Raw genomic sequence first — 20,057 nt, forward strand, 5'->3', positions numbered from 1 at the left:
GCCCAAAGGGCAACTTCTGCGCCGCCAGGTGCTCAAATCAAGTGAACCAGCGTATGGATAACGGCTGATGCCCAATTGTTAGAGCAACTTACCTGCGTCCGTTCGGAAGCAGCGCCTATTAGCCCTTACCGCCTATTTGCCCCATTTTGCAGCGCAAAACACGACATTTTTCATCGGCAATTGCGAAATTTCGCCGCTATTCCTTCAGTTGGGCATCAGATAGACCAAAGCAGGCGCAGGGCGTCAAGTGCTTAGTTAACGTTTACGTAAACGTAATTCGAGTGTATTCCCGACAGTTTCGAAAATGTGCACAGGCTTTGGAAAACCGGCCGGATTGAAGGTGGTCTGGCGCTGCATGCTTGTAGAAATGATCGGGGCGGTTAAACTCCGCGCCGGAGGCAGCCTCTTGCAACAGATCCCGAACGACCCGAGACACCTTGAAGCCCTGCTGGATTTTTATGCCGGTGCGGGTGTCGATTGTTTTCTTCAGGACGAACCCGTCGATTGGGTAGCGCTTACGCGTGCCCAAGCAGCGCAGCGTGCGCTGGCCGGTCAGCATGCGGCAGCCCCCACGCATGCTCAGCAGCCCCGGCAACAGGCCCCGGCAGGCAATTTCCAGGGGCAGACAGGCTCTCCGGTTCCAGCAGCTCCCGTTGCTCCCCAGGCGATTTCCGTGCCGCCCGCAGTTGCGGGGCAAGCGCCGGTCTTGCCCGACAGGGAGATAATCGCCGCAGCTCGGGATCTGGCGGCATCTGCCCCGACTCTCGAGGAACTGCGCAATTGCCTAGGCGGTTTCGACGGCTGCAACCTCAAGCTGACCGCCAAGAAGCTTGTGTTTGCCGACGGCAATCCACAGGCGAAGCTGATGTTTGTCGGCGAGGCGCCGGGCCGCGACGAGGATCTTCAAGGCCTGCCTTTTGTTGGCCGTTCCGGCCAATTGCTGGACAGAATGCTGGGTGCGATCGGTCTGGATCGCTCGTCGGCCTATATCGCCAACGTGGTTCCCTGGCGGCCACCTGGCAACCGGACACCGACACCGCAGGAAACCGAGATCTGCAAGCCGTTCATTCTGCGCCAGATCGAACTGGTCAACCCGGACGTGCTCGTCTTTCTCGGTGCGGCATCCGCCAAGACCCTGCTCGGGGTACAGGACGGCATCCGCAAGATGCGCGGGCGCTGGATGACATATCCCTGCAAGGGCAGGGAAATCTCGGCTATCGCCACTTATCATCCGGCGTATCTTTTACGCAGTCCGCTTGAGAAGCGATTGTCCTGGCGTGACTTTCTGGCGATCAAGCAGAAGCTGGCAGAAAAAGCAGCGCAATAGCCTTCGGACTGCATGGTTTCCTGCAATCATCCAGACGTTTCTTCGTTTTCTCGACCTTGTCGGGCAGGTTGTTCGAAACGTGCAGGGAAATCCTTCTTTTTCAGATCAAAAGTGACCTTGCGTTAACTTGGATTTCAGACTACAGGTTGTAACATTGAGTGTGTAACGCTCTGGGTGATTTTAACAACCGGTCATGACGATGGATGCAGACAAATGCATTTCGGCGCTCGTCGTCGACTTGGCGGACATGTCGTGTTTCGAAGCAACGGCCTATGATCTGACAGAGAACGGCTGTTGGATTGCGTCCGACAGGGTTGACCTCCTCAAGGAGGAGGTGGGCTTGCGCCTTGCCGGGTTCGACAAACTGGTCCGCGGGACCGTGATTGCCTTTGGCGATCAGCAAGCGCAAATTTCTTTTCAGACCAAACGAGAGGCGTCAGGCGAAAAACGTCGCGAGATCCGGCGGCAAGTCTGGATCACGGCAATCGTTTGCGGCAAGACCAATCCGGCAACAATGAGATGTCGGATCGTTGATGCCAGCAGGTCCGGATGCCGGCTGGAAGGCGACAAGCTGGATCGACTTCCCGATGACATCGAGGTCTCCATTCCCGGTCTCGATCTGCCGATCAGTGCAGAAATTGTCTGGCGCAAGAACAACCAGGCCGGTGTCAGGCTCACCTGGCCGTTCGAAGCGTCGCCCAAGCCCAAACCGGAAGACGTTCTGGAGCGCATGAAAGAAGAAGACGAAAAGCCGAAACGCAAGCGCAAAAAGAAGATCAGCGCTTTCGGTGGTTGAACAGCGCTTGGGCGCGTTAAACCGTGCGACAAGGTTTTGACGGCCTGGAGTCTTTGCAAGCGGGCTTTGCGTACATATATCGGATGGAGTTTGTGAACTCTTTCAGGGCCTATTGCGCGTGATTTCATCCCTTCGCCGGTTTCTTCCCAAACCCTTTCGAAACGATAAGCCTGTCATTCCGGTCGTGCGCCTGCATGGGGCAATCGGTGGCGGTGGGCCGCTGAAGTCCGGATTGTCCCTGGCGACCGCGTCCATCCCCCTGGAAAAAGCCTTCTCGATGAAGAAAGCACCGGCGGTGGCCCTGGTGGTCAATTCGCCGGGTGGCTCGCCTGTTCAGTCGAGGCTCATCTTCAAGCGGATCAGGGATCTGGCCAAGGAGAACGAGAAGGACGTTCTGGTTTTCGTTGAGGATGTGGCTGCCAGCGGCGGTTACATGATTGCGCTCGCAGGGGACGAGATCTTTGTCGATCCGTCATCCATCGTCGGCTCGATCGGTGTGGTTGCAGCCGGGTTCGGGTTCACGGAGATGATCAAGAAAATCGGCGTTGACCGGCGCGTTTATACCGCAGGTGAAAAGAAGGTGACGCTCGATCCCTTCCAGCCGGAAGTGCCGGAAGACATCGAATACATCAAGAGCCTGCAGCTCGAGATCCACGAGACCTTCATCGACATGGTGAAATCGCGTCGCGGTGACGTGCTCGCAGATGATCCGGATCTTTTCACGGGCAAGTTCTGGACCGGGCGCACCGGTGTTCAGCTTGGGTTGGTCGACGCGATCGGCGACCTGCGCGAAGTGATCAAGGACCGGTATGGTGACAAGGCCGAGCCGAAATTGATTTCGGCACCGCGTGGCCTTTTTGGCCGCAAGGCCGGGCTTGGTGTCGGCCTTGCAAAAGGCCGACTGCTGGACGGGGTCGGCGAGGAGTTGATCTCCTCTGTCGAGGAACGGGCAATGTGGATGCGCTACGGCCTTTAAAAAGGCACAATGCCTGTGTGAAAATCGGGTGAGCAAGGGGAAAAGACATGACCGAATTGATAGGCGTCGCCGCATTGGCCGTGGGAGGTTACTGGATCGTGCAGCGCGTGAAGCGCAAGATGGCCGAGGTTGAAAACCAGATTTCCAGGGCAGCTGCAAAAGCCGATCCCAATGGCCGCGGCGCCAAGCTTGTGCTTGACCCGGTCAGCGGCAAGTACCGTCCGCAAGCCTGACGCAACGGCGGGCAGTTTGCCCGCCCGCCGTCAGGTGCTTTGTTTCAGCGGCTTCAATTTGCCGGTACCGCCCGGAAAAGCCCCCAGCGCGCTGTCCCGGTGCGCGCGGTAATCCCGAGCAGGACCAGCGTCACCACCAGCAGCATCAGTTCCGCCAGCGGACTGGACAGCCAGATGCCGCCCTCTCCGAAATAGACCGGCATCAGGAACACCAGCGGCAGAAAGAACGCATAGGGTTTGGCGAGGCTCAGCAGAGCTGCCCGAGCCGCATCTCCGAGCGCCTGAAAGTAGGTCGCAACCATGAACAGCGGCCCCGCGACAAAGTAGAGCGCCATTATCACCGGAAGGATCCGGCCGACTTCCGCCGCCACGCCTGGATCATCGACAAATGCGAAACCGACCTGGTGTGAGAACAGCGTGAGCACGAGTTCCGCAAGGCCGCAGTAGACAAGGGCCACAACCAGGCCAGCCCGCAAGGTGCTGTCCGAGCGATGCCACAGACCTGCCCCGAAATTGTTTCCGACCATGGACTGTAGCGCCTGGGCAAGGCCCAGGAGAGGCAAATAGCAGAAGGTCATGACCCGGGTAACGATCCCGAATGCGGCGACCGTTGCCTCATATCCGCTGGCACCGGCCGTCTGCAGTGCGGCAATGGTTGCGGCGGAGCCCAGCGCGATGCCGATGAAGCTCAGGCTCTGAGGTGCACCAAGCATCAGGATATCGCGCCAGAAAGATGTCAGCGGATATCGCAGGAGCGCGGACGGTGACAATTCCGTTTTCCCGCTCAGTCTCAGACCCAGCATGATTGCAAGCGCCAGAGCCTGTGCCAGCACGGTTCCGGCCGCACTACCGGCAACACCGTAATCGTAAACCGCGATCAGCAGATAATCGAAGGCGATGTTGGCCAGCGAAACAAGCAGGCTGAAGCCCGCCATTACCACCGCGAGGCCTTCGTTGCGCAGCGCGTCAGCATTTACCGACAGCACGAACATCAATGGTGTGAAGGCAACCGTGATGGCCATGTAGGTATGGCTCATACCGGCAATCTCCGCCGAACCGTCAGCGGCGGCCCGGGTGAGGCCGTCACCTACACCCAGGAAGAGGGCGATCACGATGCCAGCGATGGCAAGTGCCAGGCCGTGGGCGCCGGCAAAAACCGCTTCGGCATCGGCACGAAGGCCGGCTCCAAGTTTGCGGGCAAGCACGCTGGACATGCCGCTGGCAACAAGTGTCGCCAACGCCGCAAGCAGCATATAGGCAGGAAACATCAGCGTGACCGCGCTGAGGGCATCCGGCCCGACGAAAAGGCCGAGGAATATGGCATCGACCACGGTCAGCAACCCGTTCATGCTCATCACCAGGATGATGGGCAAGGCGGTTCTGGCCAGGGTCGGAAGGATTGGCCCATGCGTATAGGCGTTGGGCCGGGATATGTCGGAAGACATTCCGTTCTCCATCAATGGGCATTTCGATCGGGAAGGAGGGGCTCGCATTGCCACCAGCGCGAAATGCGTGGGGAACAGAAAGTCTTGAAGACCAGAATTTCACCGTGACTGTCGTCCGCGAGCGGCAGGCATTCTGAAGCCGGTGCGAGGGATACCTTGGTGCCGGCGCTCCGTCAATCTGAAACCGCCACGCCCGCTTCGCCTTGACCTTGCCCCGACATCGTGGCACCTGTCGCCCAAACCGGCGATACGTGCACGCCGGGCACAGCCATATTCGCGGAACATCTTCATGTCGACTGAAACCCTGCCGGCGCACATGCGGCCGGAAAACTCCTTTCAAGGCCTGATCCTGACCCTGCAGCGCTACTGGGCCGACCAGGGCTGTGTTGTGCTTCAGCCTTACGACATGGAAGTCGGCGCCGGTACGTTCCACCCGGCGACCACGCTGCGTTCACTCGGCCCGCGTCCGTGGCGGGCTGCCTATGTGCAGCCGTCGCGCCGCCCGACCGACGGCCGTTATGGTGAGAACCCGAACCGTCTGCAGCACTACTACCAGTTCCAGGTGATCCTGAAGCCGTCACCGGCAAACCTTCAGGAGCTCTATCTGAATTCGCTCTACGCGATCGGCCTTGACCCGAAGCTGCACGATATCCGCTTTGTGGAAGACGACTGGGAAAGCCCGACCCTGGGGGCCTGGGGCCTCGGCTGGGAATGCTGGTGCGATGGCATGGAAGTCTCGCAGTTCACCTATTTCCAGCAGGTGGCAGGCTTTGAATGCTCGCCCGTCTCCGGCGAGCTGACCTACGGCCTTGAGCGCCTGGCGATGTACATACAGGGCGTCGATAACGTCTATGACCTCAACTACAACGGCATGGAAGGCGATGCCAAGGTCACCTATGGCGATGTTTTCCTGCAGGCCGAGCAGGAATACTCGCGGCACAATTTCGAGCACGCGGACACCGAAATGCTGTTCCGCCATTTCAAGGATGCCGAAGCGGAATGCCGTTCACTGCTGGAAGCCGGTGCGAAAGCGCGTGAAGCTGCCGGTGCCAATGTCCATCAGGTGGTGCTGCCGGCCTATGACCAGTGCATCAAGGCCAGCCATGCCTTCAACCTGCTCGACGCGCGCGGCGTCATCTCCGTGACCGAGCGACAGAGCTATATCCTGCGTGTCCGCGAACTGGCCAAGGCCTGCGGCGCTGCCTTCCTGGAAACGGAAGCCGGCGGTGTCGGCTATCACAACCAGGCTGCGGAATAACGCATTCCGGCTTGAAGCGGATTTTTTTGATCAATCGAATGCGGGGCCAGGTTGGCCCCGTTTTCGTCAGGCAACATCCGGCTGTTCATTTGCCCGCTACCAGCAACCTGCGACGGCTCACTCGGGTTCCGAGCCCGGCTCGGGCTCCAGTTCACAGGCGAGGCGCATGTCGCCGATGTCCAGGTGGCTTGCCTGTCGATTGCCGGAAAACCGGGTGTTTCCCCGCTCGAAACTTTCTCCCGAAGCGCCCGGTACCGGGTCAAGCAGGACTTGCGTATGCGCCTTTCCGCCGACAGGTCCGGAAAGCGTCGCGGGCCCTGGTTCCTGTGGGGAGAAGATGACGTGAAAGACCAGATCGCCATTCGAACAGCGATATTGGTCAGCAAGCGAGGCATGGGCCTCTTGCGTTGCCAGCACCAACAGCAGCACCGCAAGTACCGGGATCATTCTGCAAAGTTGCAAGACGCACATTGGTGGCCGACCTTTCGTTCAGGCGTTTCGGGCAAGCTCGCCCAAGCTTATCTGCAATCCTGTGTCGAAGATTACAGAATGACTCAATTCAGGCGTCGGTCGCTTGAAGAAGATGACAAGTCAGCACCTCCCGGTTAGCTTCCAGAACACATTTTCTGGAGGTGATTGTCTTGTCCTGGTTCTTTCTTGCAGCGCTGATTGCGCTATCTGTTTTTGCGATCGTTCTTTACAACGGACTTGTCAAGAAACGGCAGATGGTCGAGGAGGGCTGGAGCGGCATCGATGTCCAGCTCAAGCGGCGGGCAAATCTCATTCCCAACCTTGTCGAGACCGTGAAAGGCTACGCCTCGCACGAAAAGGAAGCGCTCGAGGCCGTGACCAGCATGCGCGCGCAAGTTTCGGCAGTGCCGAAGGATGACGTTGCTGGCCGTGCGAAGGCAGAGGGAGAACTCAGTCATGCTCTCGGCCGCCTGTTTGCAGTTGCGGAAGCCTATCCAGACCTGAAGGCAAGTCAGAACTTTTCCGACCTTCACAATTCGCTGGACGAGATCGAAAACGCCATCCAGATGGCGCGCCGTTATTACAATGGCGCGGTCCGGAACCTGAATGTTGCGGTCGAGAGCTTCCCATCCAATCTGATTGCCAACCAGTTCAAGTTCGAAAAGGCCGAGTACTTCGAAATCGAAGACGAGGCTGACCGCGCGGTTCCCAAGGTCCAGTTCTGAGGTGCGCGCAATGCTGAACCGGGTCTCTGCGGGCATCCTGGCCGTCTTCGTCCTGCTGACTGCCGGACTTTGCGCGCAAGCTGACGAACGCATCTTGAAGTTCGTTTCCGATATTGACGTTGCGAGCAATGGCACGCTGACGGTCACGGAGACGATTACCGTTCGTGCGGAAGGCGATCAGATCAAGCGGGGCATTTTCCGCGATATTCCGCTTGCGGTGGAAGGTGCAAACGGGCGCATATACAAGGCCGGCTTCAAGCTGCTCTCGGTGCTGCAGGACGGCGCCCCGGCCTCCTACCACACCAACGAGAACAGTCGGGGTGTGCGGATCTATGTGGGGGATGAATACACCTTCCTGTCTCCGGGCAATTACACCTACAGCTTCACCTATGAAACCAACCGGCAAATCCGTTTCTTTGAAGACCATGACGAGGTCTATTGGAACGTGACAGGCAATGAATGGATCTTCCCCGTTGATGAGGCCATTGCGCGGGTCGTTTTGCCGGAAGGGGTGAAAGCCAGCGCATGGACGGCCTATACGGGCGGCTATGGCGAAACCGGCAATGCCTTTGAGGCACAAAGCGCCCAGGGTGGTTCTGAAGTCATCTTCCGGACAACCGAGGTTCTGGGGGCCTACGAAGGCTTGTCGATCAACGTCAGCCTTCCGAAAGGCGCAATTGCAGCGCCTACGGAAGCCGAACAGCTGGAGTATTTCGTCGAGGACTACAGATCGGAGCTGATCGGCGGAGCCGGGGTGCTGCTGGTGCTGCTTTATTATTTCGCAGCCTGGTGGATGGTTGGCCGGGATCCTTCTGAAGGTGTTGTTTTCCCGAGGTTTTCACCGCCTTCCGGCATCTCGCCGGCTCTTGCCAAATACATTGTCAACCGAGGGTTCGGGGATGGTGGCTGGGTGGCCCTGTCTGCAGCCTGCCTCAACCTCGCGGTCAAGAAACGCTTGCGACTTGAAGAGACGGATGGCGATACAACTCTGGTTCTGAACCGGAAGGTACGGGAAGGTCAGATCCCGGGCTTCGGGCTGCCCAAGGGCGAAGCTGCGCTTGAGGACTGGCTAAGCGGACGGGGTAGTCCATTGACCCTCAACAAGGACAACGGCACTTCTATCCAGGCGCTGGGGAAAAAATTCCGGACGGCTATCGAGCGGGAGAGCCGAAACGTCTTTTTCAGGGCGAACAGGGGCTATCTCATTCCCGGGTTCATACTGAGCCTGGTTACCATTGTCGCGCTGCTGGCTTTCGGTGGACTGCAGCCGGGTCAGGAAGGGTTCGTCATCGTCTTTCTGGTCTTTTCCGTTTTTGCGACCGTCATTTCGGTCAATCTGGGGAGGGCCATCTTCCGCTTCGCCAGCATGAAACTGCGTATGGCGCTGATCTTCATAGTCTTTGGTCTCGCAATATCAGGGGCAGCCTTCGGTGCTTTCCATGTGAATGGCGGTGTGGATTCCTTGCCTGTTCTGCCGTTCATCGCGGTGGCGCTGGTTGCCCTCAACATCCTGTTCTTCTTCCTGATCGGTGCGCCGACGGCAATCGGCCGCCAGGCCCTCGATGAAATCGAGGGTCTTCGGATGTATCTGAGCGTGGCGGAAAAGGAGCGGCTCAACATGGAAAAGCTTCCGGATATGAGCACCGATCATTTCGAGGAGCTTTTGCCTTACGCCGTTGCGCTTGGCGTCGAAAAACCCTGGGCCAAGGCCTTCGAAGCCTGGCTGACTACCGCTGCCGGGGCAGCCGCGGCTGCCAGCTACCATCCGGGCTGGTACTCCGGCAATCACTTCGATGCCCGGCACGTGTCCGACAGCCTCGGCCGGACGGCAAGTTCCATGGCCGGGTCGTTCCAGTCGTCTCTGCCAGCTCCCAAATCGTCCAGCTCCGGATCGTCGGGTTCCTCCGGCGGCTTTTCCGGCGGCGGTGGCGGCGGTGGCGGTGGCGGCGGCTGGTAACGAGCTGAGGATCGTCAGCTCCGCCTTGCGCAAGCTGCTTCGAACGGCATAGTGGAAGCATCAAGCAGGAGCGGGGGTGCGGATGGCCGGCGAAACGATCACGCTAACGGAATTTGTCAGCTTCAATCTGGCAATCCTCGTCTACTTCCTGGGCGTGCGGCTGAACAAGAAGATACTGGTTCTGGACAGGTTCAACATTCCGGAACCGGTCTCAGGCGGCCTGCTTGTCGCGTTCCTGTCCCTCGTGGTCTATCTCGGCCTTGGAACGGAAATCGGGTTCTCCCTGCAGTCGCGTGATTACCTGCTGTATTGCTTCTTCACGGCAATCGGCTTGAACGCCCGCTTCACGGACCTGGCCAAGGGCGGCAAGCCGCTCCTGATCCTGCTGATGCTCACCGTCTGTTACATGCTGCTGCAGAATGCGGTCGGCTCGGGCATTGCGGTGGCGCTGGGTCTGCCCACAGGGTTCGGCCTTCTTGGAGGCACCATTTCGCTGGTTGGCGGCCACGGCACGGCAATTGCGTGGGGGCCGAAGCTGGCCACCGACTATGGCGTCCCAGGGGCGATCGAGATCGGTGCTGCAACGGCAACGCTCGGCTTGATCGCCGCCAGCCTTCTTGGCGGTCCGGTGGGCAAGTTCCTGATCGAAAAACGGGGTGGCAAACCGGATCCGAACCGCCCGGAAGAAGCCCCCATGATCGGCCTTGAGATGGAACGAGAGGCAGACACGAGCGTGACCCACACCGGGCTGATGCGCTCGCTGCTGGTTCTCAACATCGCCATTGGCCTCGGCGTCGCGCTTCAGGAAGCCTTGAGCGCGGGAATAGGCCTCGATCTGCCGGTCTTCGTCTGCTGTCTCTTCTGTGGCATCGTGCTGTCGAACACCGTGCCGCTGGTCTTTCCGAAAATGACCTGGCCGGCCCGGTCCAAGTCCCTGGCGGTCTTGTCGGACCTTGCACTTGGCATCTTTCTGACGATGTCACTCATGAGCCTGCAGCTCTGGACCATTGCGGGACTGGCGGGGCCGATGCTGCTCATTCTTTTCACGCAGGTCGTCGTTGCGGCCGCCTTCATCATCCTGGCGCTTTATCCGCTGATGGGCCGTAACTACAACGCGGCGGTGCTGGGGGCGGGCTTTGCGGGGTTTGCACTGGGCGCGACACCGACGGCCATTGCCAACATGACCGCAATCACCAAACACTTTGGCCCGGCAACCCAGGCATTCCTGATCCTGCCGCTCGTGTCCGCATTCTTCGTCGATCTGGCCAATGCGGTCATCATCCTTCTGTTTCTCGGAGGATGAGGGGCGCGGTCAGGCGGCGTCTGTCTTCTCGCTGAAGGGAAACCGTCCGTCGACCTGGGATTCCAGCAGGCTGCAGGCTTCGTCTGAAGTAACGGCCGCGGCGTAAAGGAAGCCCTGACCGTAGTGACAGCCGTTGGAATTCAACGCGTCATGGACCGCGCTTTCCTCAATCCCTTCCGCGACAGCGTCGATGTCGAGACCCTTGGACAGGACCAGTATGGCCTCGACGATGGCGGCACACTGCTTGTCTTCCAGCATGCGTTCGGTGAAGGACTTGTCGATCTTGACCTTCTTGATCGGGAAATCGCGCAGATAGCTCAGGCTGGAATGGCCTGCGCCGAAATCGTCGAGCGCAATGGAAATGCCGGCTTCCGTCAGCTCGGTCAGGATGCGTTTGGCCGATTCCGGGTTCTTCACCAGCGACGTTTCGGTGATCTCCAGCACCAGCCGTCTGGGCGGAAATTCGAATTTCTTCAAGATGGCATTGATCTGGGTCGGCAAGGCCGGATCCTGCAACTGCACCGGCGACAGATTGAAGGACAGGTAGAGATCGTCCGGCCAGGTGGCGGCGACCTTGCAGGCATCCTCCAGCAGATGCTGGGTCAGCTCGGAGATGATGCCGCAGTCTTCGGCAATCGGGATGAACTGCAACGGCGGTACCTTGCCGAAATCGGCATCGGTCCAGCGCGCAAGGGCTTCGAAGCCTGCGATGCGGCCGGAATCCATATCCAGGATCGGCTGGTAATAGGCCTTCACCTCATGTTCCGAAATAGCGCGGCGCAGACGCTGTTCCAGTAGCGTGCGATGCAGGATCGAGGCATCCATGTCGACCTCGAAGAACCGGTAGGTCGAGCGCCCAGAGGATTTGGCCCGGTAAAGGGCAATATCGGCCCGGCGCAATAGCTCGGTGACCGCGTGGCCGTCATGGGGATAAAGCGCGATGCCGATACCTGTGCCGATGGAAATCTGGCGGTCGCCGAACTCGAAACGGTCGTTGATCCGCGTCAACAGTCGCCTGGCGAAGCCGGCTGCCTCGGATTTGTCCTTGAACACCGGGGAGACGATGGCAAATTCGTCCCCTCCGAGACGGGCGACAATGCCTTCCTTGCCGAGAGTTTCGGCCAGACGGTCGGCAAAGCTTCGCAGCAGATTGTCGCCAAAGGCATGACCATAGACGTCGTTGATCGGCTTGAACCCGTCGAGGTCGAGCATCATTACGGCACGAAAGCAGTCGGGCTTTACCTCACGGGTCAGATCGGCAAAGGCCTCCAGCAGTCGGCGGCGATTTGGAAGCCCGGTCAGCGGGTCGTGCTGGGCAAGGGCCAGGGCTTCGGAATGAGCCGAGGATCTTGCCTTCAGCTCCTTGCGCAAACGGCGCGTTGCCCACGTGCCATATCCCAGACTGAAGATGGCGATGCCCAGAAGGAGGCTGGTGACCACGTCGAACGTCATTTGCGAATTATGGATTTGGTAGGTCGGGAAAAGTACTGGAAGGACCTTAACCCCAGTAAAAATGACAAGAACTATCGCAAGTAACGCAACTATAGATCGTGTCATATATCTGTTGTCTGCAACTTCCCGGTTCGCCACAAGGTCGGTCCCAATACATACAACTGCTAACAAGTCGCGCAGTTTCACATGCAATCCTTGAAGAAGAGTGAAACAAAGCAGACGGACTGGCGTCAAAATGGGCAGGCCGCCCGTTGTCCGCTTCAGCGAAAGGGGGTGACAAGTCTCCGTTGTCTTGGTAACGGACGGCGCAAACCGTTTCCGGTGTTATTCCACCAGACCAAAGGTCCAGATATCCATGCCCGATCTTCTGCTTGAACTTTTCAGCGAAGAGATTCCGGCCCGCATGCAGCGCAAGGCGGCCGAAGACCTGAAATCTCTCGTGACCAATGCCCTGGTGGATGCCGGTTTGCCATATGAGGGCGCTAAGGCCTTCGCGACCCCGCGGCGTCTGGCCCTGCATGTTGCCGGCGTTCCCGCCGGTTCTGCCGCCACGCGTGAAGAACGCAAGGGACCGCGCGTCGGGTCTCCCGAAAAGGCACTGGAAGGCTTCCTGAGAGGCGCCGGCCTGACGTCGATCGATCAGGCAACCATCCAGACGGATCCGAAGAAGGGCGATTTCTACGTTGCGGTGATCGAAAAGCCGGGCCGTTCGGCGATCGACGTCATTGCCGAGTTCATGCCGGGCATCCTGCGCAACTTCCCCTGGCCGAAAGCCATGCGCTGGGGCACTGGATCCACACGCTGGGTGCGACCGCTGCACTCAATCGTCGCGACCTTCGGTCCGGAAACGGAAGAACCGGACGTGGTTCCGTTCGAATTCGATGGCATAAAGGCCGGCAAGACCACACGCGGCCACCGCTTCCTGGCGGACGAGGCCTTCGACGTGCGCCGTTTCGACGACTATGCGCCTTCGCTTGAGAAGCACAAGGTCGTGCTGGATGCCGACCGCCGCAAGGACATCATCCAGAATGACGCCAAGGATTGTGCGCTGGCGCTAGGCCTCGATCTGGTGGAGGATCCGGGCCTTCTGGAAGAGGTTGCCGGGCTGGTTGAATGGCCTGTGGTGCTGACGGGCAGCTTCGACGAGGATTTCCTGACGATCCCGGACGAGTGCATTCAGCTGACCATCAAGGTCAACCAGAAGTGCTTCGTGCTGAAGAACCCGGCCACCGGGCGCCTTGCCAACAAGTTCGTGCTGATTTCCAACATCATTGCCGACGATGGCGGCAAGCTGATAGTGGCCGGCAACGAAAAGGTTATCCGTGCACGCCTGTCCGATGCCCGCTTCTTCTGGGAAACCGACCTGAAGTCGAAACTTTCGGACAACCTGCCCAAGCTGGATGAAGTGAAGTTTCACGAAAAGCTCGGCAGCGTTGGCGAACGGGTGAAGCGCCTGATCGCGCTTTCGGCCGAACTGGCCACGGTCGCCGGGGCGGACGAGACCAGGGCCAAACGCGCGGCGGAACTCGCCAAGGCGGACCTTGTCTCCAACATGGTGTTCGAATTCCCGGAACTGCAGGGCCTGATGGGCCGCTACTATGCGACAGCCCAGGGCGAGGATGCGTCGGTGGCAACGGCTATCGAAGAGCATTACAAGCCGCAGGGACCAAGTGACAGCGTGCCGACCGACCCGGTCGCCGTTGCCGTGGCCCTTGCCGAAAAGCTGGACCTTCTTGCAGGTTTCTGGGCCATCGACGAAAAGCCGACCGGCTCCAAGGACCCTTACGCGCTTCGCCGCGCGGCTCTGGGCGTGATCCGGATCATTCTGGAAAACAACCTCAGGATCAGGCTGGGCGATGCCATTCGTTCCGCTCTGGACCTTCAAGGTGTTGAAGCGAGCGATCCCGCAGCTCTTGTTGCCGATCTGCTGTCCTTCTTCGGTGATCGCCTGAAAGTCCACCTGAAGGATGAAGGCGCGCGCCACGATCTGATCGACGCGGTCTTTGCATTGGAAGGCCAGGACGATCTCCTGATGGTGGTTCGCCGTGTCGAGGCGCTTGGCAAGTTCGTATCGTCCGACGACGGCACCAACCTGCTGGCTGGTTACAAACGTGCGGTCAATATTCTGAAGGCCGAGGAAAAGAAGGACGGCAGCCCTGTTTCCGGCAAGCCGCACGCGGACCACTTCCAGGAGCAGGCCGAAATCGATCTGGCCGCTGCCATCGATGTGGCCCGGGCTGAAGCGGCCGACGCCGTGGCAAGCGAGAACTTTGAAGGTGCAATGGAAGCGCTGTCGAAATTGCGTGCTCCGGTCGACCGTTTCTTCGACGATATTCTGGTCAATGCCGACGACGCCACGCTGCGCATGAACCGCCTGCAACTCCTTGCTGAAATCCGCGATGCGACCCACGTCGTGGCGGACTTCTCGAAGGTGGCTGGCTAAACGGAATTGGCCGGTTAAGCGAAATTGTACTGACAAACAAAAAGGCGGGCCTTGAGCCCGCCTTTTTCGTTCTGTGCCTAAACGTTCAAGTTTGAAGATCCGGCGTCTCTTACTCGGCAGGTGCAGCAGCGAGCCGGTCAACGGGTTTTTCCTGGATCGGCCAGTGCACGACGGCGGCGAAGATGCCGAGGGCGATGCCCAGCCACCAGATGGCGTCATAGGAGCCTGTTTCGTCGTAGATCTTGCCGCCGAGCCACACACCCAGGAACGAGCCGACCTGGTGCGACAGGAAGACGAAGCCGAACAGGGTTGCCATGTAGCGCGGCCCGAACATGACAGCGACGAGGCCCGATGTCGGCGGCACGGTTGACAGCCACAGGAGACCCATCACGCCGGAGAACACGAGTACCGAGGCAGGCGTGACCGGCAGCATGATGAAGGCGAAAATCGCGACGGCGCGGCCAAGGTAGATCAGCGACAGGAAGATCGGCTTGGAATAGCGGCCGGAAATATATCCTGACAGTAGCGAACCCGCGATGTTGCAAAGACCGATGAGGGCGATGGCCGTAGCGCCCCAGGCGGGGTCAAGGCCAAGGTCGGCGATATAGGGCGGCAGGTGCACCGTAATGAAGGCGACGTGAAAGCCGCAGACGAAAAAGCCGAAGGTGAGCAGGATAAATCCGCGTGTTCCGAAGGCTTCGGAAATGGCGGAGGTCAGCTTCTGGTCGTTCGCCGGATTGCTGTCTTTCGGCATCTCCGACTTGCCCCTGAGCGCGATCGCCAGAAGCGGAACAATTGCCACAAGGCCGGCGAAGACGATGAGGGTCTGCTGCCAGCCGATGCTGGCAATCAGCGTGCCACCAAGTGGGGCAAACAGGAACTGGCCAAGAGATCCGGAGGCTGTGCCGATACCGAAGGCCAGCGTTCTCTGTGATGGCGAGACGGCGCGGCCGAAAGCCGCCAGAACCAGCGAGAAGGACGAGCACGCAATGCCGAGCCCGATGAGCACACCTGCGGAAATGTGCAGGGCGACGGTGCTTTCCGCGTCGATCATCAGCAAAAGGCCGGCACAGTAGAGGACTGCGCCAAGTGTCATGGTCTTCCAGGTTCCGAACCGGTCGGCCATCATGCCGGCGATCGGCTGTCCGATGCCCCACATAAGGTTCTGGATCGCCAGTGCCAGTGCGAAGATCTCGCGGCTCCAGTCCCTGGCCTCGGTCATGGGCTGAAAGAACAGGCCCATGGCAGAACGCGGCCCGAACGAAATGAGGGCGATCAAACAGCCGCAGGAAATCACCAGCGGTATATTCGGGCCGACCCGGCCGGTGGAAGAAGCTGTTGTCATGGATGAGTCTCTGATCGTGAAATTACGATAGGTATAGTCTGAAGCCATCCAATCGCAAAACGCGTAATTTTGATGGATTGATCAACGTTGCAAATGGAACGGCAAAACTTGGATCACGCCAGTGCGTCGCGCGTTCGCGGTGTAAACGCAGCAACAGATGCTGTGAGAGCCCGGTTGGTTTTGCCGTTTGCATCTCGTGTGTGAAGGCGATAATTGTTAGCCGGCTTTCCGGAAATGGAAAAGTTGCGCCTTAAGCTCAGGAAAACAAAGGCAAATCGGATTTCCCGCGAGAATTTTTCGGATTTTTGTAGATTTTCGATTTGCTGATGACTATATAAACTCCGAAAGAGCAAAAGTATGGGCATCACCGCCCGTTTTCTTTTGCCTCTGATATGCTCAAGTTGAGTATAATTAAATAGCGGCACAAAATACCCCTCGCGCCGCGCAAAAAAGGGAGGTCGCCATGACCATTGCCCAGACCAAAGCACCGGTTGGAGCACCGATTGCCGCCGGACTGACGGCACTGGAGCGTTTCGGCAAGCTGGAGCGCCCGGACCTGCGTTATACGCCGGAGGTCGCAGAGGCGACTGCGCCGATCTACGAGAAGGTCAAGCACATCATCCCGGCCATCGAATGGCCTGCTCTTGCGCCGACCATCCATGCGATCAACAAGCTGAAGAAGCAGCGCAACGCGGTTATCCTGGCGCACAACTACATGACGCCGGATATCTACCATGGTGTTGCCGATATTGTTGGCGACAGCCTGCAGCTGGCCATCGAGGCGACCCGCACCGATGCGGAAGTCATCGTCCAGTGCGGCGTGCACTTCATGGCAGAAACCTCGAAGATCCTGAGCCCGGAAAAGACCGTGCTGATCCCGGACATGCGTGCAGGCTGTTCGCTGGCTGAATCCATTACCGGTGCCGATGTGCGGGCCCTGCGCGAGCGGAACCCCGGCATCCCGATCATCACCTACGTGAACACGTCTGCCGACGTGAAGGCGGAATGCGACATCTGCTGCACGTCTTCCAACGCGCTGCAGGTCGTGGAAAGCTTCGGCGTCGACAAGGTGTTCCTGATCCCGGACAAGTATCTGGCTGCAAACGTCGGCAACAAGACCGACGTCGAGGTTCTGGTCTGGGACGGTGCCTGCGAAGTGCATGAGCGCTTCACCGCGGAAGAGCTGCGTGACTATCGCAAGATCGAACCGAATGTGAAGATCATTGCCCATCCGGAGTGCCCGCCCGAAGTGGTCGCGGAAGCCGACTTCGCCGGTTCCACCGCGCACATGATCGACTGGGTCAAGACAAAGCGTCCGGAAAAGGTGATGATGATCACCGAGTGCTCCATGGCGGACAATGTTGCCAGCGAAACGCCGGGTGTCGACTACATCCGCCCTTGCAACCTTTGCCCGCACATGAAGCGGATCACGCTGAACAAGATCCTCGACACTCTCCTGGAGATGAAAGAGGAAGTGGTCGTCGACCCGGCGGTGGCCGACAGGGCCCGCACCGCGGTCGAGCGGATGATCAACTTGAAAATCTGACCGGCTTCGGTCTAAACCGCATCTATGCGATTGCTTCCGGGCCTGCCGGCCCGGGAGTTTCTTTGGGGCTCTTGCCCCGTCTGTTCCAGGAAGTTTCCCATGGCCGTGTCGGTTGAGGATTTTGCACCTGCCTATATAGGCAAGGATGTGGATGATGTCGTCATTCTGGGGGGAGGTCTGGCAGGCCTTTTCTGCGCGCTGAAGCTCAGCCCGCGTCCGGTCACCGTCATCACCAACGCACCGATCGGGCAGGGGGCGTCGTCTGCCTGGGCGCAGGGCGGTATTGCCGCTGCGATCTCCGAGCAGGACTCGGTGGAAAAACACCGCGACGATACGCTGGCCGCCGGCTGCGGCATCTGCGAGGAAAAGATCGTCGAAGAGATGACCCGCGAAGGCAGTGCCCGGGTTCATGACCTCTTGTCCTATGGCGTTCCGTTCGATCAGGATCTTGAAGGCCGGCTGAAGTTTTCGCGCGAAGCCGCCCATTCCCAGAGCCGGGTCGTACGTGTGCGCGGCGACATGGCAGGCCGGGCGATCATGGATGCCCTGATCGCAGCTGTTCGCAAGACGCCGTCGATCCGCATTCTGGAAGGCTACATCGGCGAAAGCTTCATTGGCGAGGGACGGTATGTAACCGGGGTCCTGGCGCGCCGGCGCGGCGGCCTGGAACGGCTGATTTTCCCGGCAAAGGCCGTGGTGCTTGCTTCCGGCGGCATCGGCCACCTCTACGAACTGACGACCAACCCGCACGAAGCTAACGGTCATGGCCTTGCCATGGCGGCCCGCGCCGGTGCGGTGATTGCCGATGCCGAATTCGTGCAGTTTCACCCGACCGCGCTTGATCTCGGCAAGGATCCGGCACCGCTGGCAACCGAAGCCCTGCGCGGCGAGGGAGCTACCCTCGTCAACAAGGCCGGCGAACGCTTCATGGAAGGTGTTCACCCGGAATTGGAACTGGCGCCGCGCGACATCGTTGCCCGGGCCATTCACCGGGAAGTATCGGAAGGCCGGGGGGCCTTCCTCGACTGCCGGACAGCGATCGGCGAAAGGTTCAAGGACGATTTTCCGACCGTCTTCGCGGCAGCCTCCGCAGCGGGCATCGATCCGGCAAAGGATCTGCTGCCAGTGGCGCCTGCTGAGCATTACCACATGGGCGGGGTCCTGACCGATGCCAACGGCCGGACGTCGCTTGACGGTCTGTGGGCCGCGGGTGAAGTGGCTTCAACCGGTGCCCACGGCGCCAACCGCCTGGCATCCAATTCGCTGCTGGAGGCGGTCGTTTTTGCCGCGCGCATCGCGGAAGATATCCAGGGCCTGATGCCGACCCCGCGCAGCGCCTACTGGAACGAGATGGACGATGCTCCGGGCTTGCCGAGCCAGCGCAACGTCGAGGAGCGGGAAGCGATCACCGTTCTGCGCAAGACACTGGCGCGCAATGTCGGCGTGCTGCGCGACGCGGCCGGTCTCAAGACGGCCCTGGCCGATATTGCGCAGGTTGAACAGAATTGCGTGCGCCAGTCGATCCTCAACATGATGGTCGCCGGGCGTATCATCACCGCGGCGGCGCTGAAGCGCGAGGAAAGCCGTGGCGGGCATTTCCGCAAGGATTTCCCGCAGGAAAACCCTGACATGGCAAGCCGCTCCTACACCACCTTGAAGGAAGTCGAAGCCATCACCGCCGAGGCCCTGGAAACTGCCTGACCGGAGAGGCGCATGACCCGTAGATTTTTGCCCGAGCTGCCACGCCTGATGGTGGATGAAGCCGTCAAGGCCGCTCTTCTGGAAGACTGGGGCCGGGCGGGTGACGTCACCAGCCAGGCAACACTGCCACCCGATGCAAAAGCCTCCGCCGTGATTGCTGCGCGCAAACCGGGGGTTCTCGCCGGATTAGCCTTCGCCGAAAGCGCCTTTCGTCAGACGGATGCCGGTTTGCATTTCGAGGCCGTTCTGGCAGATGGTGACCGGTTGTCGCCCAAGGCGGTCGTCGCCAGGATCGAAGGTCCGGCCCGCGCGCTTCTGGCCGCTGAACGGGTGGCGCTGAACTTCCTGGGTCACTTGTCAGGCATTGCGACGGCTACGTCGAAATTCGCCGATCTGATCGCACACACCAAGGCGGACATCGTCTGCACCCGCAAGACGACACCGGGTCTGCGTGCGTTCGAGAAATATGCGGTTAAATGTGGCGGCGGTTCCAACCATCGCTTCGGTCTCGACGATGCGATCCTGATCAAGGACAACCACATCGCGGTCGCCGGCGGTGTGACGCAAGCCATCGAAGCCGCCAAGGCTTTCGCCGGTCATCTGGTGAAGATCGAGGTGGAAGTCGACACGCTGGAACAGCTGGACGAGGCACTTGCTGCCGGTCCTGACGTGGTCATGCTCGACAACATGCCACCTGAAGTCCTGAAGCAGGCCGTTGCAAAGGCCGGAGGCAAGGTTCTGCTGGAAGCATCCGGTGGAATAGAGCTCGATACGGTCAAGGCCGTCGCCGAAGCCGGGGTTGACCTGATCTCCTCAGGCTGGATCACCCATTCGGCTCCGGTTCTGGATCTGGGTCTGGATATCGAGATCGGCTGAGATCCCTTTACCGGCTACCCGTTCGGTGTTCTGCCCTTTCTGCCATCCCGTCTCTACGTCATCCTGAGAAGGACCGTCAGGTCCATCTCGAAGGATGGGCCGCTTGCTCTGAAGTTTGCCGGCCATCCTTCGAAACAGCGCTGCGCGCGTGCTCAGATGAGGGTGAGCAGTGGGACGACAGTCGCGGCTGTTTTAATCAGTCA

16 protein-coding genes are annotated in these 20,057 nt (G+C 59.6%); 12 read left to right on the forward strand and 4 right to left on the reverse strand.

All coding sequences use genetic code 11. The features are described 5' to 3' along the window. Positions 1 to 367: 367 nt before the first annotated feature. The 4 genes from J7447_RS00465 (at position 368) to J7447_RS00480 (ending at position 3,332) form a co-directional block, all read left to right on the forward strand. Positions 368 to 1,327, forward strand: a complete 960-nt coding sequence (locus J7447_RS00465; protein WP_209169349.1) for a uracil-DNA glycosylase — start codon at positions 368 to 370, stop codon at positions 1,325 to 1,327. A 199-nt stretch (positions 1,328 to 1,526) separates the two neighbouring features. Further along, entirely contained in the window at positions 1,527 to 2,123 is a 597-nt protein-coding gene (locus tag J7447_RS00470) for a PilZ domain-containing protein (protein WP_161633266.1), read from the forward strand. A 118-nt stretch (positions 2,124 to 2,241) separates the two neighbouring features. Next, positions 2,242 to 3,099, forward strand: a complete 858-nt coding sequence (locus J7447_RS00475) for a S49 family peptidase (RefSeq protein WP_031269710.1) — start codon at positions 2,242 to 2,244, stop codon at positions 3,097 to 3,099. Between the two features lie 47 nt (positions 3,100 to 3,146). Further along, positions 3,147 to 3,332: a hypothetical protein gene (locus J7447_RS00480; protein WP_023001949.1), complete on the forward strand. Its 186-nt coding sequence runs from the start codon at positions 3,147 to 3,149 to the stop codon at positions 3,330 to 3,332. A gap of 53 nt (positions 3,333 to 3,385) precedes the next feature. Here J7447_RS00480 and J7447_RS00485 read toward each other — a convergent pair whose 3' ends face one another. Further along, a complete protein-coding gene (locus J7447_RS00485) occupies positions 3,386 to 4,777 on the reverse strand; it encodes an MATE family efflux transporter (RefSeq protein ID WP_209168445.1) in 1,392 nt (463 codons plus the stop codon). Between the two features lie 289 nt (positions 4,778 to 5,066). Here J7447_RS00485 and J7447_RS00490 point away from each other — a divergent pair, with 289 nt between their 5' ends. Further along, on the forward strand, positions 5,067 to 6,035 hold the full coding sequence (locus J7447_RS00490; RefSeq protein ID WP_055657898.1) for a glycine--tRNA ligase subunit alpha: 969 nt from the start codon (positions 5,067 to 5,069) through the stop codon (positions 6,033 to 6,035). 117 nt (positions 6,036 to 6,152) lie between these two features. Here the strand turns inward: J7447_RS00490 and J7447_RS00495 are convergent, their stop codons facing one another. Beyond that, positions 6,153 to 6,482: a hypothetical protein gene (locus J7447_RS00495; RefSeq protein ID WP_209168446.1), complete on the reverse strand. Its 330-nt coding sequence runs from the start codon at positions 6,480 to 6,482 to the stop codon at positions 6,153 to 6,155. A 188-nt stretch (positions 6,483 to 6,670) separates the two neighbouring features. Here J7447_RS00495 and J7447_RS00500 point away from each other — a divergent pair, with 188 nt between their 5' ends. The 3 genes from J7447_RS00500 (at position 6,671) to gltS (ending at position 10,491) form a co-directional block, all read left to right on the forward strand. Further along, entirely contained in the window at positions 6,671 to 7,231 is a 561-nt protein-coding gene (locus J7447_RS00500) for a LemA family protein (protein ID WP_082444678.1), read from the forward strand. Positions 7,232 to 7,241: 10 nt separating this feature from the next. Next, positions 7,242 to 9,188 carry a DUF2207 domain-containing protein gene (locus tag J7447_RS00505; RefSeq protein ID WP_209168447.1) on the forward strand — a complete coding sequence of 649 codons (1,947 nt, stop codon included), beginning with the start codon at positions 7,242 to 7,244 and terminating at the stop codon, positions 9,186 to 9,188. A gap of 82 nt (positions 9,189 to 9,270) precedes the next feature. Beyond that, positions 9,271 to 10,491 carry a sodium/glutamate symporter gene (gene gltS / locus J7447_RS00510; protein WP_152504547.1) on the forward strand — a complete coding sequence of 407 codons (1,221 nt, stop codon included), beginning with the start codon at positions 9,271 to 9,273 and terminating at the stop codon, positions 10,489 to 10,491. Between the two features lie 9 nt (positions 10,492 to 10,500). Here gltS and J7447_RS00515 read toward each other — a convergent pair whose 3' ends face one another. Continuing rightward, positions 10,501 to 11,943 carry an EAL domain-containing protein gene (locus tag J7447_RS00515; RefSeq protein WP_023001942.1) on the reverse strand — a complete coding sequence of 481 codons (1,443 nt, stop codon included), beginning with the start codon at positions 11,941 to 11,943 and terminating at the stop codon, positions 10,501 to 10,503. 355 nt (positions 11,944 to 12,298) lie between these two features. On the opposite strand from J7447_RS00515, the gene glyS reads away from it, so the two are divergent. Further along, the gene (gene glyS, locus J7447_RS00520) at positions 12,299 to 14,386 is read left to right on the forward strand and encodes a glycine--tRNA ligase subunit beta (RefSeq protein WP_209168448.1); all 2,088 of its coding nucleotides are present in this window, start codon (positions 12,299 to 12,301) and stop codon (positions 14,384 to 14,386) included. Between the two features lie 109 nt (positions 14,387 to 14,495). Here the strand turns inward: glyS and J7447_RS00525 are convergent, their stop codons facing one another. Next, the gene (locus J7447_RS00525; RefSeq protein ID WP_209168449.1) at positions 14,496 to 15,731 is read right to left on the reverse strand and encodes an MFS transporter; all 1,236 of its coding nucleotides are present in this window, start codon (positions 15,729 to 15,731) and stop codon (positions 14,496 to 14,498) included. 463 nt (positions 15,732 to 16,194) lie between these two features. Between J7447_RS00525 and nadA the strand changes: the two genes are divergently transcribed. From nadA to nadC, 3 genes are all read left to right on the forward strand, one after another. Continuing rightward, entirely contained in the window at positions 16,195 to 17,277 is a 1,083-nt protein-coding gene (gene nadA / locus J7447_RS00530) for a quinolinate synthase NadA (protein ID WP_055657911.1), read from the forward strand. A gap of 99 nt (positions 17,278 to 17,376) precedes the next feature. Continuing rightward, positions 17,377 to 18,978, forward strand: a complete 1,602-nt coding sequence (locus tag J7447_RS00535; RefSeq protein WP_023001938.1) for an L-aspartate oxidase — start codon at positions 17,377 to 17,379, stop codon at positions 18,976 to 18,978. Positions 18,979 to 18,990: 12 nt separating this feature from the next. Beyond that, positions 18,991 to 19,854: a carboxylating nicotinate-nucleotide diphosphorylase gene (gene nadC, locus J7447_RS00540; protein WP_031269705.1), complete on the forward strand. Its 864-nt coding sequence runs from the start codon at positions 18,991 to 18,993 to the stop codon at positions 19,852 to 19,854. Positions 19,855 to 20,057: the final 203 nt, after the last annotated feature.

Origin of the sequence: Labrenzia sp. R5_0, from assembly GCF_017743835.1 — a bacterium.
Taxonomy (GTDB): Bacteria; Pseudomonadota; Alphaproteobacteria; order Rhizobiales; family Stappiaceae; genus Roseibium; species Roseibium algicola.